The following is a 15516-nucleotide window of genomic DNA, read 5'->3' on the forward strand; positions in this document are numbered from 1 at the left end:
CGTCCAGCCACTTTGTCATCAGGTTCTATTATAGAACTTCTTTCAAGTAGCCAACGATCTTATTTTGGCGGTTCCGGATCTTCTCCTTATCCCAGAGGAGGTCATGCTTTGTCTCTTCTTGGACTTCCAGCTGTTGTTGCAAGTGGGTATAGCTCTCGCGCTTTACCTGAAATTTGCCGTTGCTCAGCGATATGTTGTGGCTGCCGGAGAGTAGCAAGTAGTTGCCCAAGCACTCCAGGTAGTTGGCGACGAAGTCCTCATCATAGGGGCAGTATCCATTGTCAGCTTCGGTGTTTTCGGTCTGTGGTGCTATGTGCTCTAGGTGAGGGGTGTCGATACTGTCGTATCTAATGGGCTTATAGCCACGCTTCCCGCTCTCTATCAGGTGGTTTTCGTACTTCCACAAAAGGATCTTTGCGGTCTCATGATATATACCCATACCGAGGCAGCGAGCAATCTCCTCATTATTCCAGTAGCCCCACCAGCCGGTTGCTTCCTTCAGCCAGTTGATGTGCTCTACGACCGTCTTTGCCTCCGACCTCATGTTGCAGTAGCAGTCATTGAGGCGCCATACCAGGTTGGCGCGAGTCCCGACGATGCTATTCCTCAAAAAGATCTGCTCCAGCGATCTCGCCAGTTGGTTCAGATCCTCTTGGCTCATCCCGTTGTGCATGGCTTTGATGACAAACGGAAACATGATGCCCTTATCTGCCGATACCAGCAGTGCGTGATAGTCCATGTTTTCCTTTTCTTCCCGTAGGAATCCGGCCACACTGGCAAAGCAGGATGAGAGACTGCGGGTAAAGTCGCGGATGAAGTCAATACTGTTGGGAGCACCCAGACGCTCGGTTATGAAGTCTGTGGCGCTTACATCAGTCAAGTTGTCTCTGAATACCTTGATGGTGTAGGTCAGGATATTGTCTTCATTGACGTAATCCTCTATCTGTGTGATCAGGCTGTAGATTTTCTCAAATCTGCCTGTTATTTCGGACAGAATGCTCTCCGTCTCACCTTGTGGCGCATACAAGTGTATGTGGTACATAAATTGCGCCTTGATGATCTCCAGGTTAGTGGGCTTTTTGCCACGGTTGTTTTGGAAAATAAACATCTGCACCGCCTCTGTGACATCCTTTACCACATGTGTCGTGCAGGAGGCGTTTGTGATGGCATTGAGGAGGACTATGAGCTCGGTTTCATCAGCATTGGAGAGTTGCGCTGTGAAGTAGTCAAATGCGGCCGCGATCCTTTTTTGCGAAGCCGTGTCACTCTCACCGGCATCGACAGAGACTTGGTCGATCACGTAGTCTCTGAACATCTGATTGTCGTAGCCAACGGTCGAGAAGCGATAGTTTGTACCTAGTTTGATGGTGTTGCAATGGAGGATAAATAGGTCATCGTCTAGCTCTTTCAGGTTTTTGACCTTTTTGACCTCCATTAGTCGCTTGTAGAGGGCAGACAAAAAGATGACTGCAGTCGTCAGTCGCTGTTGTCCATCGATGACAGCATACCGGTCTTTCCCCTTTTCCTCAAAAAGGAAGTGACCGAAATAGTACGGTGTCGAGGAGTGACTGCTCACATAGTTTCGCAGGTCGGACAAGAAGGTATTGACCTGCTTGGGGCTTTTGTCCGATCGGTCGGTGTCCCATGAGTATGCTCGCTGATAGTCAGGCACGCTGATTGAGCCAACAGATAGTAGTCTTGATAGGTGGGTTGAGGATTCCATAATGATATTATTTTACAATGTTTGAATGATGTATTAAAATGGTGATTTACTAGTTACACACCATAAAGATATGCCCCATGGTCTGCCATATATAGGCAGAGGGTCAAAACTCTCGCTCTACTGCAGGTACGGCAGCCCACTTTTGGGGGAGGATATTTTATTTCCATCCGTTTCGGCAATTGCGTATTGGGGCATAGAGTCGATCGAAAAACCATGTTTGTTGGGTAATTCCGAATGGCAGGTGAAACAAAAAATCAGTAGGATTAGGTATTGTGATCGGGTAGGTGGTTTGTTACATTTGTTGTTAGAGATCAATACTTTATCGAGACGAAAGCAATCCGGATCCTCGGATTTGTTGTCATCGGCTTGGCGGAGGCGCATGGTCTAGACTTGTCCTCTGCGTTACTTTTGAACAAAGATCGTTTTTTTTTTTTTTTTTACAAATGGGGCCCTGGTTCGCTATAGGAGGGATCGTTGCTTTTACTCCCCCGAGTCGCAATAAGGGTGATAGTGAAAGATGAAACTCACAAAAATCAACAGTAAGTTTAGACGACTGGCGGAGTGGATACTGTGTCATCGGCTTTGGGTAGCAGGGGTTTTTGTCGTGCTTCTTGCCCTCTCGCTTGTGGGGCTAAAGCGTATCGTGATGAAAACATCCTTTGAGGACTACTTTGTCAGCGGTGATCCGATGTTGCTCAAGACGGATGAGTTCAAGGCTGTCTTTGGCAACGACTACTATGTTGCAGTGTTGGTGAAGAGCCCGGACCTCTTTTCGCACCGAGGCTTGACCCTTCTCCGAGAGCTGAGTGATGAGCTACGGGATAGCCTGTCCTATGCCGAAAGGGTGACCTCACTCACCGACATTGAGTTTACGCAAGGGACCGAGGAGGGGATCTCTATCGAGCAGATTGTCCCCGAGGAGATCCCATCGGATCCCTCCGCACTACGAGCGATCAAAGCTCGTGCCTACAGCAAGCCACATTTGGCGGAGCGACTACTGTCTCGGGATGGGACGATGACCTGGATCATGGTGAAGTTGCGCCCTTTCCCCGGCGAGAGCGATAGAGCGACAGGAGAGGAGGCCCCGGATATGCTTACGGGCAGGGAGGCCGCTCATATAGTCAGCAAAGCAAAGTATGCCGAGCTGTCACCCAATGTGGCGGGGATGCCCTATATGGGCTACGAAAAGGTCCTGTACTTCCAAAACGAGACCATGCGACTGTTTCTTTTTGCTTTCATCCTATCGATCATTGTGATGTTCATCGTGACTCGGTCGATCCGCGGTATCATAGCTCCGTTGCTGACCACCCTGTTTGGCCTGACCATAGGGGTGGGGACCATGGGATGGCTGAGGTGCTATGTCGATATGGTCTCGATCATGATAGCGGTGATCCTGACTTTTGCCTGCTCTATAGCCTACAATATCCACCTGTACAACTACTTCAAGACCGAGTTCGTCCGGACCGGTCGACGTCGAGAGTCTATCCTAGAGGCTGTGGGTGAGACCGGGTGGAGTGTGCTCCTGTCCGGTGTGACCACGATTGTCGCGATGATGACCTTCCTTGCGATCAAGATAGTCCCCATGAAAGCGATTGGGATCAATACCTCCCTCTGTCTGCTTTCGGTACTGCTTACCTGCCTGGTGCTTACACCGATCATTCTCTCCTTCGGGAAGGATCGCCGGCCCTCACCCGACATGCCGAGGAGTTTTGAGGGTGTCATGGGAGAGTCGTTTAGTCGCTTTGGAGACTTTGTGATGGTGCACCACCGCTCGATATTTGTCTACTCCACACTCCTCACGCTCTTCTGTGGGGTAGGGCTCTTCTTCATCGAGCCGGCCTTTGATGTAGAAAAAACCATAGGTCGAAAGGTCCCCTATGCTCGGAAGTTCCTCGAGCTGTGTGAGACAGAGTTGGGCTCCATGTACTCCTACGACCTGATGATCACACTCCCTCATGAGGACGATGCCAAGAAGCCGGAGAATCTCCGCAAGCTGGACGAACTGACCAAGGTCGTGGCCGGCTATGACCTGACGAAGCGATACAGCTGTGTCACCGATATCATCAAGGATATGAACTGCACACTCAACGGCAATGAGGAGCGTTTTTATGCCATCCCGGACAGTGCCGACATGGTGGCACAGACTCTCCTACTCTACGAAAATGCAGGCGGTACGGAGTCGGAGTACTGGATGGACTATGAGTATAAGCGTCTGCGCCTACAGGTCGAGCTCAACAACTACAACTCATGTGAGGTAGAGAGAGAGATGGACAACCTACAGGACGAGGCCCGTCGCCTCTTCCCCGGTGCACAAGTGTCGGTGGTCGGAAACATCCCACAATTCACCGTGATGCAACAATATGTGGAGCGTGGCCAGATGTGGTCGATGCTACTCTCCGTATTGGTCATTGGGGTGATCCTGCTACTCATCTTTGGAAGCTGGAAAGTCGCCCTCGTTGGCATGATCCCCAATATAGCTCCTGCTATCATCGTAGGAGGTATGATGGGATGGCTGGGGTACCCGCTCGATATGATGACCGCTTCGCTGATCCCTATGGTGCTGGGTATCGCTGTGGATGATACGATTCACTTCATCAATTGTGGCCACGTTGCCTATGATCGGTGTGGCGACTATGCGGAGTCTGTCAGGAGGACTTTTCGGACAGAGGGGCTGGCGATCGTTATGTCCACGGTGATCATCTCCTTTACTTTCTTGGGCTTTGCCTTCTCGGATGCCATTCAGGTCCGAAACTGGGGTATCCTGGCAGTGGCCGGTATGATCTCTGCCCTGTTGGCGGATCTCTTTTTGACCCCCATCCTTTTTAGGTACCTCCGTATATTCAACAAATAAACCAAGTAGCATATGAAAACAACGAGACTTTTCACCCTGTTGGTCGTTATCCTATTGGCCGCCTGTTGGGCGCAGGCACAAGCCCAAAACCTCTCGGGACGGGAGGTGATGCAAAAAGCCAAAAACCGCCCCGATGGCGACACTCGCTATGCGATGGTGGAGATGACACTCCTACAAAAAAGCGGACGAAAGCGTGTGCGCAAACTGGAGTCGTGGAGTATGGATGAGGGTCAAAATACGAAGACGATTATGTTTTTTACCTACCCGGGAGATGTCAAGGGGGCCGGCTTCCTCTCCTGGACCTACAACGATCCCTCCAAAAACGACGACAAGTGGCTCTATTTGCCGGCTATGAAAAAAACTCGCCGCATCAGTGGCAAGTCCTCCCGGACGGACTACTTCATGGGAAGCGACTTTACCTACAACGATATGAGCAGTCGCAATGTGGACGAGGAGGAGCATACGCTCCTGAGAGAAGAGACTGTGGCGGAGCACAAGTGCTGGGTCGTGGAGTCGAAACCCAAAGACAAGGAGGAGCTCTACTCTCGGCGTATCACGTGGATAAGGCAGGACTGCCTGTTGCCGGTCAAGGCTGAGTACTACGACAAGCTCAACAAGCTACATCGTCGGCTCTCTGTCTCGCAAGTCAAGCAGGTCGACGGCTATTGGACCATCCAAGCGATGAATATGGAAAACGTCCAGACAGGGCATGCAACGGAGATAAAGATGAGTGGCCAAGAGTATGACCTCAAGCTGACTCCAAGTATGTTCACCGTCGCTAGGTTGGAAAAAGGACTATGATGACCAAAAAATCAATAGGGGTGCTCCTGCTCCTCCTTGTCTCCCTACTGCCACAGGCATGGGCGCAGACCGACTCCGGAGCAGAGGAGGGGGAGGAAAAGCTGCAGGTCCGGGTAAAGGGCTTTTTGGACTCCTATCATGCAGTCTGCTCCGAAGGGAAGGCTGAGTGGATGGCGTCACGAACCAGAGCTCGAGGTGAAGTGACGGTCGAAAAAGGTGATGCCGGACTCTTTCTGTCGCTGAATGCCACCTACAATGCACTCCTCAGAGATCGAACGGGGGTGGAGCTGCGTGAGGCCTACCTCTCCTATACGACCGAAAACCTCGACCTGCGTATCGGACGGCAGATTGTGGTGTGGGGAGTGGCCGATGGACTGCGCATCACCGACTGTGTGTCGCCCTTTGACTACACGGAGTTTTTGGCTCGGGACTACGACGACATACGGATGCCGGTCAATGCCCTGCGTGCACAGTACACCCTGGGGAGTGTCACTCTTGAGGGGATCTGTACCCCCATCCCCGAGCTCTGCATACTCCCCACTGATCCCAATAACCCCTGGGCCATACATTTGCCCGGCTGGACGGACTCGGAGAAAAACCGGCCGGCACGGACGCTCAAAAATATGGAGTATGGGGGTAGGATCAAAGCATCACTGCAGGGGGTGGACTTTTCCCTCGCTTTGTTGCGAACGTGGAATAAGATGCCGGCTTTCGAGATCGGACTGGCGGAGGATGGACTGTCGCTCATCACCATAGGCCAATACCGCCGCATGACCATGCTGGGTGCCGACTGCGCCTTGCCCATAGGGGAGTTGGTCCTCAGAGGTGAAGTGGCCTACAATATCGGAGAGGCACAGAGTGTGCGGGTCGGACACAAGGGGGAGCGTCGCAATACGCTCAATACGCTTGTGGGTGTGGACTGGTATGCCGGCAACGACTGGAATATCAGCGTACAGTACAGCCACAAGGTTACGCCCAACCCCGGCGATGGTCTCTCAGCCTATCGGCATGCCGGGCTTGCCACAGCAAGGATCTCCAAGGAGCTTTTGCAGAACACCCTGAAGCTCTCCACTTTTGCCTACGTGGATCTCGCTGATGGAGGCCTCTTCAATCGCTTTGCAGCCACCTATTCTTTGACCGATCAAGTGGCTCTCTCCGCAGGTTACGACTACCTCTCGGGCAACAAAGGCCTTTTCGCCCAATACCGCCACAATGATGAGGCTTGGATAAAACTGAAGTACAGCTTTTAGCCCGGCTCCACACCTCATGCCCACCATTACGGATTTTGTGTACATTTACCACGCAAATGTATCACTTAGTACCAAAACAAGATATGAAGAACTACCTATCAGAGCGACTGTGTCGCAAGGGCGCACCGGCCATCTGGATTGCTCTCCTATCAACACTCTGCCTACTCACTTCGTGCAAGCCTGACCTCTCGGAGCGTGATTTTGTGTTGGCACAAAAGCGAGACAGTCGGCTTATTGGCTCCTGGGTGAGTGTGGCGATGCATGAGGATCCCTCGGACAACCCACTCATTGTCTTTGAGTACACCCGTGAGGGTGAGGTCAAGAGGTACCAGAATGGTGAGCGGTTTTTCCTCAAGTACTACTTTTACACCAAGGGAAACATCCTGTACGAGCTGGAGCTGGGCGACGGCTTCAAGCGATCCAATTGGACCCGTGAGTACGAGTACCGCTTCTCTGAGGATGGGGATACACTCTATATCAAGGAGCGAGGAGGCACCATGGTGCGGCAATGGCGACGCATACGTGATGTAGACTAAAAGGTGACCTAGTGTGGAGGGTGGGTCGGTGCCGACCTATTTTTCCCCTTCTCTCCGTCTAAGCGATTGCTTCTAGCCGTGAAAAGTTTTGCTTCTATCCGTGAAATCGATCGCTTCTGTCCGTGAAACTCAAGGCTGCTTGTAAGTACTTGATTATCAAAGCCCCCAAAAGGGGCTTTTTTGATCCCCAAAATAGCACTTTTGGCCCCTTTTTCAGGGGCTTTTTTTTGTCGGAAAAAGTGGGTCGGGACTTGGCCGATCTGTTTAGCGTCATCTCAATCTTTGCGTCATTCCCTATTTATAAGCGATCTCGTAAGTCCGATCTGCCGACAATCCTCGTTGAGGCTTTTGTAAGTCCTTTTGTCTAAGCGATTTACTCCTGTTGTGGATTATTTTACCGTAAAAGTTTGGTAGTTTGCGTATATAGTTATTATCTTTGCACTACCGATTATTGTCCTCAACACTTTATTCTAATTATTGATTATGAAGATAACTTATTCGAGTATGCCATCATGGCAAAAACGTACCCCCACGCTTCCGACTCCGGAGCTGATCACGCACATGCTGGAGATCACTGCTGTGGCACGTCCGATCAGCTTGGCGGTGATCCACTGCAGTGCCTCACCGATCCGAGTGCGGTACACGCCCATGCAGCTGATCCGTGACCACCTGAGCCGAGGCTATACGCACGCCGGCTACCACTACTACATTACCCGTGAGGGAGACCTGTATGGGTTGCGCCCTCTGAGTATAGTGGGCGCCCATGCACGTGGTCACAATATCGGTAGTGTGGGGATCTGCTACGAGGGTGGCCTGGATCGCAACGGTCTGCCGGCCGATACCCGCACTCCGGCTCAGCGGCAGATGATGAGCCAACTACTGGGTCGCCTGCGCGAGCTCTATCCCGACCTGACCATCGTAGGGCATAGAGACCTCAGTCCCGACCGGAATGGCGATGGCAAGGTCACACCGGAGGAGTGGACCAAGAGCTGTCCCTGCTTTGATGCCAAGCTGCTCAACTAAGTCTCGCAAGAGAGGCAACCCACTGATGCAGTATGGTGAAAAGTAAGATAATTTTTGCACGCGTAGAGCCTGCCCTGCACCACCGACTCCGAGAGGTCAAGCGTGTCCTGGGCGTCTCATCGAGTGCGTTTGTACGACTGGCGGTTACGCAATTTTTAGGAGAACTATACAATGACGAAGGTTACATCAAGGAGGAGTATATCCACCGTGCAGAAAAACTACATGATCATCGAGAAACACTACGGACGCCTCCGGCGCGAATTTCTGACTCAGAGTGAGCGGAACAAGGTCTTTGACGGTCGAACCCCCGAGGATCGACTGCACGACCAACTACTCCGGCTGGCTCTGGGGCCCCTCCTCAGTGAGGAGCAACTCCGGAGTATACACCCCGCCTGATGCGGGTAAGAGGAGGTACCACGGCACGAGGGTGGTACCTCCTCCTTTTTTGACCACTAGGGGGGAATGGGGAAGCTGTGTAAGCGTTTTTTAGATTAAGAGAGGCGGTTTTTGGGAATATTGGGAAAAATGCGTAACTTGTCCAAAGACTGCAAAAGTGGAATACTAAACACCGAAGCAAACCAACTGAAAAAAGAAAAGGGCTCACCCTTGGTTGACTCAAAGAAATGAACCGAGAGGTGGACCGGTATTTATGAAAAACCAAATTAGCGCATGAAACAACTGCTTGTAAAGTTGCTACTGACTATGGTCTGCACAGCAGGTGTGGCACTAGGCCAGAAAGTGACAATCAAAGGAAAGATCCTAGAGGACAGCACGGGAGAGCCTATCGCGATGGCCCCCGTCCAAGTCAAAGGAGAGAGTAAGGGTGCCTATGCCGACATGGATGGAGCTTTTTCCATTGAGGTGCAGGTGGGGAAGACCCTGGTGTTTAACTACGTAGGATTCACGCCCTACGAATACACCGTAAAAGGAGCCAAGAGCGGCCTGGTGATCCGCCTCAAGGAGGAGGCTACGATGCTGGAGGGCGTGGTCGTCGAGACCGGGTACCAAAAGATCGATCGCCGGCTCTTCACCGGAGCCGCCACCGCTGTGGACGCCGACAAGGCCAAAGTGGATGGAGCGACGGATGTGAGCCGAATGCTCCAGGGTAAGGTGGCGGGCGTGCAGGTGCAAAACGTCTCTGGGACCTTTGGGGCAGCACCCAAGATCCGAGTACGTGGAGCCTCATCCATCTATGGCAACTCCAAGCCCCTGTGGGTGGTCGACGGAGTGGTGCTGGAGGATGTGGTGGACGTCAGCGCCGATGACCTCGCCAGTGGTAATGCCAATACCCTGCTCGCCAGTGCAGTTGCAGGACTAAATGCCAATGATATAGAGTCCTTCCAGATCCTCAAGGACGCCTCGGCCACCGCACTCTACGGTGCACGGGCCATGAACGGTGTCGTGGTGATCACCACCAAGAGCGGAGCGGCCGGACGCACCACGGTGAGCTACTCGGGAGAGTTTACCCTGAGGGAGCGACCCAGGTACAGCGACTACAATGTCCTCAACTCCGCCGAGCAGATGGATATATTTATGGAGATGTACCAAAAAGGGTGGCTCAACTACTCCTACACCAGCCGGACCAGCAATGCGGGAGAGTTTTATGTCATGTCCAAGCTCATCAACCAATGGGACCCGGAGAAGCAGACTTTTGGGATGCCCAACACACTGGATGCCAGGATGGACTTTTTGGAGGCGGCAGGCAAGCGCAACACCGATTGGTTTGGTCTGCTCTTCCGCCCATCCATACAGCAAAACCACGCAATCAGTATCTCGGGAGGTAACAAGACGACCAACTTCTATGGCTCACTCTCCTTCCTCTACGACCCGGGGTGGACTGTGGCCGACAGGGTACAGCGGTATACAGGCAACTTTAACCTGAACCACAAGTTTTTTGACAACCTCTCGCTCAAGCTCTCCTCCAACCAGAGCTATCGCCAGCAGAGAGCCCCCGGTACCCAAAACCGTGCCACTGACCCGGTGAACGGTACGGTATCGAGAGGATTTGATATCAACCCCTTTAGCTACGCACTCAACACCACACGCACCATGCGTGCCAAGGACTCTCGAGGTGAGCCGTTCTTTTACCAACGAAACTACGCACCCTTCTCGATCCTCAACGAGCTGAAGGAAAACAATATCCTCATCAACCAACTCGACAGCAAGTTCCAGATGCAACTGGACTGGAAGCCCATCCGACAGCTGGAGCTGAGCGTGCTGGGGTCTGCAAGATTCGTGAAGACCACAACCGAGGAGCGAATCACCGAACACTCCAACCGCGCCATGGCCTATCGTGCGGCACAGGACGCAGTGGTCACACTCAACAACCAATACCTCTACAGAGACCCGGAAAACGTCGACTCCTATCCGGAGGTCGTGCTGCCTCATGGTGGATTTTACAACACCACGGACAACCTCATGCACTCCTACTACTTTAGGACAAGTGCCAACTTCAACGACACCTACAACGACGCACACATTGTCAACCTACTGCTCGGAAACGAGATCAAGAGTGCAGACCGCATGGAGAGGTGGAACGATGGATTTGGGATGCAATTCGACAAAGGCAACAGCGTCTTCACCGACTACCGGATCCTCAAGCAACTGATCGAGAATAACAACAACTACTACGGCATGGGCAACTCGTACGACCGCTTCGTGGCCTTTTTTGCCACAGCATCGTACTCCTATATGGGGCACTACACCCTCAACATGACGGGACGATACGATGGCTCCAACCTCCTCGGTAGAGCACGGTCGGCACGCTGGCTCCCAACTTGGAATATGTCCGCCTCCTGGAATATACTGGAGACCCTCCTGCGTGACCAAAGCACCATATCCCACATGCTCCTCCGTGGTACCTACGGACTGACCGCCTCCATGGGACCGGCCCGCAACTCCCTCCCCATCTTTTACAACGGTAGGACCTACAGAGGACTCTCCAAGTACGACGAGTCCTATATCTATACCTCCTCTCTCGCCAATAAAGGACTGACCTGGGAAAAGCAGTACGAGACCAATATCGGGCTGGACTTTGGCCTGTGGCGAAACCGAATCAGCTTTAGCGGTGATGTCTACTGGCGAAGAGGATTTGACCTGATCGGGGATGTGATTACCTCTGGGATAGGCGGACAGCAATTCAAGACCGGCAACTACGCCAATATGGCGAGCCATGGATTTGAGTTTTCGCTCAACACCCAAAACATCATGACCAAAGACTTTAGGTGGCGAAGCAACTACACCTTCTCCTACAACCAAAACAAGGTGACCAACCTCCAAAACAACGCTCGACTCATCGACCTCGTACAGGAGTACGGCTCACCACTGGAGGGCTATCCGGTACGATCGATATTCTCCATCCCCTTTGCAGGACTCAATGAGTTTGGCGCACCCACCTTTTACCTCAACAAGGAGCGCAACAACCCCACCTACTCGGGTGTGGACTTTCAGCAAAACAAGGGACTGGACTTCCTGAAGTACGAGGGAACCGTCGACCCATCCATCACCGGAGGTATGGAGCAGACATTTGAGTACAAGGACCTTGCCCTCAGCCTCTACTTCACCTACCAAGCCGGCAACGTGATCCGCCTGCCGTATGAGTTCTTCTCCAGCTACAGCGACCAATACGCTATGCCCCGAGAGATGCTCAACAGATACCGTGGCAATGGAGACGAAAAGAAGACCAATATCCCGGCGATCCTGGACTACCGCCTCTACAGAGCACTGTCCGAGGGAAATATATCGCAGGCCTACAGCGCATACAACTACAGCGATGTCCGACTGGCAAAGGGAGACTTCTTTAGGCTAAAGGATGTCACCCTGAGCTACAACATCAACACCCAGTGGCTCCAAAAGCACGTCAACGGACTGAAGAATGCCCAACTGCGCTTTGTGGCCTCCAATGTCTGGCTCATCTATACCGACAAAAAACTTAACGGTGTAGACCCCGAGTTTGCCAACTCCGGTGGAGTGGCACTGCCCACACCACACCAGTACACGCTGACCCTCAGACTAGGATTCTAAACACAAGACCCGGAATAACACATTATGACACGACATAACAGACTATATACAACTGTAGCGTCATGCGGGGCGGTCTTGCTCCTGCTGATGGCTACCGGATGCAATAAGTTTTTGGACTACGCACCCGACGATCGTGCACAGCTCAACAACCTAGACGCTATAGCCGACCTGATGGTGGGCGCCTATCCGGACAATACTTATCAGCCACTGTATGAGATCCGCTCCGACAACGCTGTGGACAAAGGCATGCGTGCCTGGACACAAACTCAGTATCAGCGCGAAATATATGCCTTCCAAGAGCAGATCAACAATACCTACCAGGATAGCCCCGTAGGCTACTGGCGAGCTCTCTACTGGGCGACCTCGGCCGCCAATCAAGCACTTGAGAGCTTGGACGAACTGAAAGACCTCACAGCACAGGACAAACAGCGTGCCGACGAGATCCGTGGTGAGGCTCTGCTGGTCCGCTCCTACAATGGCTTCATGCTGGCTGAGACCTTTTGCAGACCATACGACCCGGCGACGGCAGCGCAGTTCCTCGGCTTACCCTATCCGACCAAGCCGGAGGATGAGCTGATCAAGCAATACGAGCGTGGCAACCTCAAAGAGCTATTTGACCACATCGTGGCAGACTTTGAGGAGGGCTACAAGCTCATCGGATCCAACTACAAAAACCCCAAGTTCCGCTTCAACAAGGTATCGGCGGCCGCCTATGGCACACGTCTGTACCGAAAACTGGCCAACTGGGACAAGGTCATCGAGATGGGGACCGAAGCCCTCGGCAGTACTCCTGGATCCAGGATACGTGAGTACCGGAAGTTTGCCAATATGACCTGGGCCGGATCCAAGGCCGCTTGGTCACTCCCGGAAGAGGAGTGCAACCTCATGGTTGCCTCCTGCCTGTCACGCTGGAACTGGCAGTGTGGAGACAGCCGCTACTCAGTGGACGAAGCCACTTGGCGCACGATCAATCCCACCAGCTCTTTCCTGGGTAATGGCGTCAACGTCGGTACCCGAATCTACGGTAATGGCGATGGCGGACTGTACCTCAACTTTGCCAAGCACGCCGGCTACCTCAAGTACACCAATGCTCAGCGGTCCAACTACTACGAGTACACCGGCGTGGTGATCTTCACCGGAGAGGAGGTCCTCTTCAACCTAGCCGAGGCGTATGCCATGAAGAATGACTTCGCCAAAGCCAACGACCTGCTCCAACTCTTTGTCGCACGATGGTTCTTGGGCTACAGTCCCGACTCCTATCTCTACAAAGTGACCTCCGACAAGATCAAAGACTACTACGCACAGGACAATCGGGAGTTCAAGCCCTACTACCCACTCTCCGAGGAGCAGACGTACTATGTCAAGGCCATCACGGACCTAAAGCGGTTCGCCTTTGTGCACGAGGGACTCAGGTGGCTGGATATCCGCCACTACAACCTACCTGTAGACCACAAGCTCTTGCACGACAACGACAAGCGCACCTCCGACCACCGACTAGAGCCCGGAGACCCCAGGTACGCCTATCAGTTGCCCTCCTCCGTACTCGGCTACAATCTAGAGCCCAACCCCGGATATGAGGCCTCCAAGCCTATTGACTAACCCTGATCCGAACACAACTATGTATACCAATATCATCACCAGACGACTAGCCACCCTCTCTGTGGCACTTGTCGCTCTTCTCGCCATCGGGTGCAGCAAGCAAGATACCGTGCGCGATCTCGACTTCTCACGATACAAAAAGAGCCTTGCCACACCCACGACCGACACCGACAAGTGGATTGAGGAAAACCTTCGCAATCCCTACAATATACAGGTACTCTGGCGGTATGCCGACATTGAGACCAATATGGGCTACAATGTCATCCCGCCCAGTGAAGAAAACGTACAGCCCTTCCTTGCGACGCTCAACGACGTCTTCATCAAGTCCTACATAGACATCTACAAGGGTAACCCCACCTATCGCGACTCTCGTGACTTCATACGCACCTACGTCCCCAAGCAGATCCTACTCTTGGGCGAGTGGGAGTACACCGGCAATGGCACGATACGCCTCGGGGTCGCTGAGGGAGGACGTCGGATCGTCCTCTCCGGTATCAACTACTGGCGAGATGCCAGCCAGATGGAGCGTTTTCTGCACACGATCTTCCACGAGTTTAGTCACATCATGCACCAGACCAAGCTCTACGACATCGAGTTCGAAAAGATCACCAAAGAAGGCTACACCGCTCAGTGGTCCAACCCCACCGACAACTACTCACTCCGCATGGCTCAGGCCAGAGAGCAAGGCTTTGTGAGCGACTATGCCCGCAAAAACCGCGACGAAGACTTCGTCGAGACCATCGCCTACTACCTGATGCTCACCCCCGAGGGCTGGGAAGACTTTCTCCGAAGCATCGATGGCTCCGTCAAGTACGATGACACCATGGAGAGCGTCCAAAAGGCCGGACTCTCACCCGATGAGCGACAAGAAGCACTCCGTGACTTGGACAAAAAGGTGATCACACAGGGCGAGATCTGGGACCGTCACCTCGACAACATCTGGGACCTCCTCCAAAAGCACATTGACTCCGGCGAGATCACAGCAGAGATCCGTGAGCAGATCATGACGGCATTAGACCAAAATAAGGTTACCGAAGACCAGTGGAACCTGATCATACGGCTCACCGGCAAGTCTCTCGACGACCACTACAACGACATCCTTGCCCGCTCTCCCAAGCTCGTGGTCACCTACGACGAGGTCTGGAGCGCACACTCCAATGTGATCCTCAAGATCCTCAACAAAGCGGTCATCAGAGGTGAGATCGCTCCCTCGATACTCGGAGATATCGGCCAAGCTCTGAAAAACAAGAAGCTCACACCCGAGCAAAAGACGCTGATCGAGGAAAAGGCCGGCAAGTCACTGGACGACCTCTACGTAGAGCAGTCTGTACCGGCGGCCAAGGAGACCAAGGTCCTAGGCTCCGCGCTCAATGAAAAAGCTGAGCACCAAGCCAAGGCCGCCAAGATAGAGGCTGCCGCCAAGGCACGTGACAAGATCCGCCAAAAGCAGACCTTCATCGCCGCATACCTCAAGGAAAAATGGAGCATCGACATGGACAAGCTACGTGACATCGTCCTAGCCAACCTCGCCGCCGTGCGCAACCCCTCTCCCACGGCAGAGCCCATCGTCTCCGGTATGGATGCCAGGATCATAGAGCAGGGACTCGACACTGAGTTTCGTTGCTGCACAAATGATAGCGACAGCCCAAAACTGCCCCAAAACGGCAAGGGTCAAAACGCAGAGATAGCCACCGAAAAGTAATCTCTTTT

At 52.9% G+C, this 15516-nt stretch carries 10 protein-coding genes; 9 read left to right on the forward strand and 1 reads right to left on the reverse strand.

The features are described from left to right. Nucleotides 1-28 precede the first annotated feature (28 nt). Complete coding sequence (locus tag AC1EK1_RS03320) at nucleotides 29-1723, reverse strand: DUF262 domain-containing protein (protein WP_480305709.1); 1695 nt, start codon at nucleotides 1721-1723, stop codon at nucleotides 29-31. Between the two features lie 517 nt (nucleotides 1724-2240). On the opposite strand from AC1EK1_RS03320, the gene AC1EK1_RS03325 reads away from it, so the two are divergent. From AC1EK1_RS03325 to AC1EK1_RS03365, 9 genes are all read left to right on the forward strand, one after another. Next, nucleotides 2241-4574, forward strand: a complete 2334-nt coding sequence (locus AC1EK1_RS03325; protein WP_480305710.1) for an efflux RND transporter permease subunit — start codon at nucleotides 2241-2243, stop codon at nucleotides 4572-4574. Nucleotides 4575-4586: 12 nt separating this feature from the next. Then, on the forward strand, nucleotides 4587-5375 hold the full coding sequence (locus tag AC1EK1_RS03330; protein ID WP_480305711.1) for an outer membrane lipoprotein-sorting protein: 789 nt from the start codon (nucleotides 4587-4589) through the stop codon (nucleotides 5373-5375). Beyond that, on the forward strand, nucleotides 5375-6625 hold the full coding sequence (locus AC1EK1_RS03335; protein WP_480305902.1) for a DUF1302 family protein: 1251 nt from the start codon (nucleotides 5375-5377) through the stop codon (nucleotides 6623-6625). The genes AC1EK1_RS03330 and AC1EK1_RS03335 overlap by 1 nt, the downstream gene beginning before the upstream one ends. Before the next feature lie 83 nt (nucleotides 6626-6708). After that, nucleotides 6709-7161 carry a hypothetical protein gene (locus tag AC1EK1_RS03340; RefSeq protein ID WP_480305712.1) on the forward strand — a complete coding sequence of 151 codons (453 nt, stop codon included), beginning with the start codon at nucleotides 6709-6711 and terminating at the stop codon, nucleotides 7159-7161. A 561-nt stretch (nucleotides 7162-7722) separates the two neighbouring features. Next, nucleotides 7723-8184, forward strand: a complete 462-nt coding sequence (locus tag AC1EK1_RS03345; RefSeq protein ID WP_480305904.1) for an N-acetylmuramoyl-L-alanine amidase — start codon at nucleotides 7723-7725, stop codon at nucleotides 8182-8184. Between the two features lie 171 nt (nucleotides 8185-8355). After that, nucleotides 8356-8580, forward strand: a complete 225-nt coding sequence (locus AC1EK1_RS03350) for a hypothetical protein (RefSeq protein ID WP_480305713.1) — start codon at nucleotides 8356-8358, stop codon at nucleotides 8578-8580. 273 nt (nucleotides 8581-8853) lie between these two features. After that, complete coding sequence (locus tag AC1EK1_RS03355; protein WP_480305714.1) at nucleotides 8854-12207, forward strand: SusC/RagA family TonB-linked outer membrane protein; 3354 nt, start codon at nucleotides 8854-8856, stop codon at nucleotides 12205-12207. 24 nt (nucleotides 12208-12231) lie between these two features. Continuing rightward, nucleotides 12232-13806, forward strand: coding sequence for a RagB/SusD family nutrient uptake outer membrane protein (locus AC1EK1_RS03360; protein ID WP_480305715.1), 1575 nt, complete (start codon nucleotides 12232-12234; stop codon nucleotides 13804-13806). 19 nt (nucleotides 13807-13825) lie between these two features. Beyond that, nucleotides 13826-15508 carry a substrate import-associated zinc metallohydrolase lipoprotein gene (locus AC1EK1_RS03365; RefSeq protein WP_480305716.1) on the forward strand — a complete coding sequence of 561 codons (1683 nt, stop codon included), beginning with the start codon at nucleotides 13826-13828 and terminating at the stop codon, nucleotides 15506-15508. The last annotated feature ends 8 nt before the right edge of the window (nucleotides 15509-15516 follow it).

The organism is Porphyromonas sp. C0026D3 (genome assembly GCF_056590775.1).